This is a genomic window from Streptomyces sp. NRRL F-2664, assembly GCF_000719345.1.
In the GTDB taxonomy this organism is placed as follows: domain Bacteria; phylum Actinomycetota; class Actinomycetes; order Streptomycetales; family Streptomycetaceae; genus Streptomyces.
The window spans coordinates 1-452 of record NZ_JOFX01000357.1 but is presented as its reverse complement, the minus strand read 5'-3'; the positions used below and the strand labels follow the sequence as shown (position 1 = coordinate 452).

1 protein-coding gene is annotated in these 452 nt (G+C 65.3%); it reads left to right on the top strand.

The annotated features are described in order from the left end of the window. Positions 1–375: transposase (locus tag IF89_RS0136085; RefSeq protein ID WP_030777728.1), on the top strand; the 375-nt coding region annotated here is incomplete at its 5' end. Positions 376–452: the final 77 nt, after the last annotated feature.

Here is a 452-nt window from a genome sequence, read left to right as displayed (position 1 = left end):
CGTGATCAGGCCGAACGCTACCGGCTCATCACCACCCTCATGGACCCCACTGCGGCACCGGCTGCCGAACTGGCCGCCCTCTACGGCGAGCGGTGGGAGGTGGAGAACACCCTCGCCGAACTGAAAACCACCCAGACCGGCACCCGCACCGTCATGCCAAGCAAGAGCCCTGACCTGGTGTTCCAGGAGATCTACGCACACCTGGTGCTCTACAGCGGCCTGAGAGTCCTGATGCACAGAGCAGCGGTGAACCGCAGTGAACCACTTGATCCGGACCGACTCTCCTTCTCCGCGGCCCTGCGGGCAGCCCGCCGGAGCATCACCTCGCTGAACAGGGATTTCTCCCCCTCAGTCCCTGTCCACGGTGGCCCGTGAACTCGAGGAAGAGATCAACCCGCCCCGCAGACTCCGGGCCGTGACCCGTCAGGCGAAGCGCAAGATGTCCCGCTTCC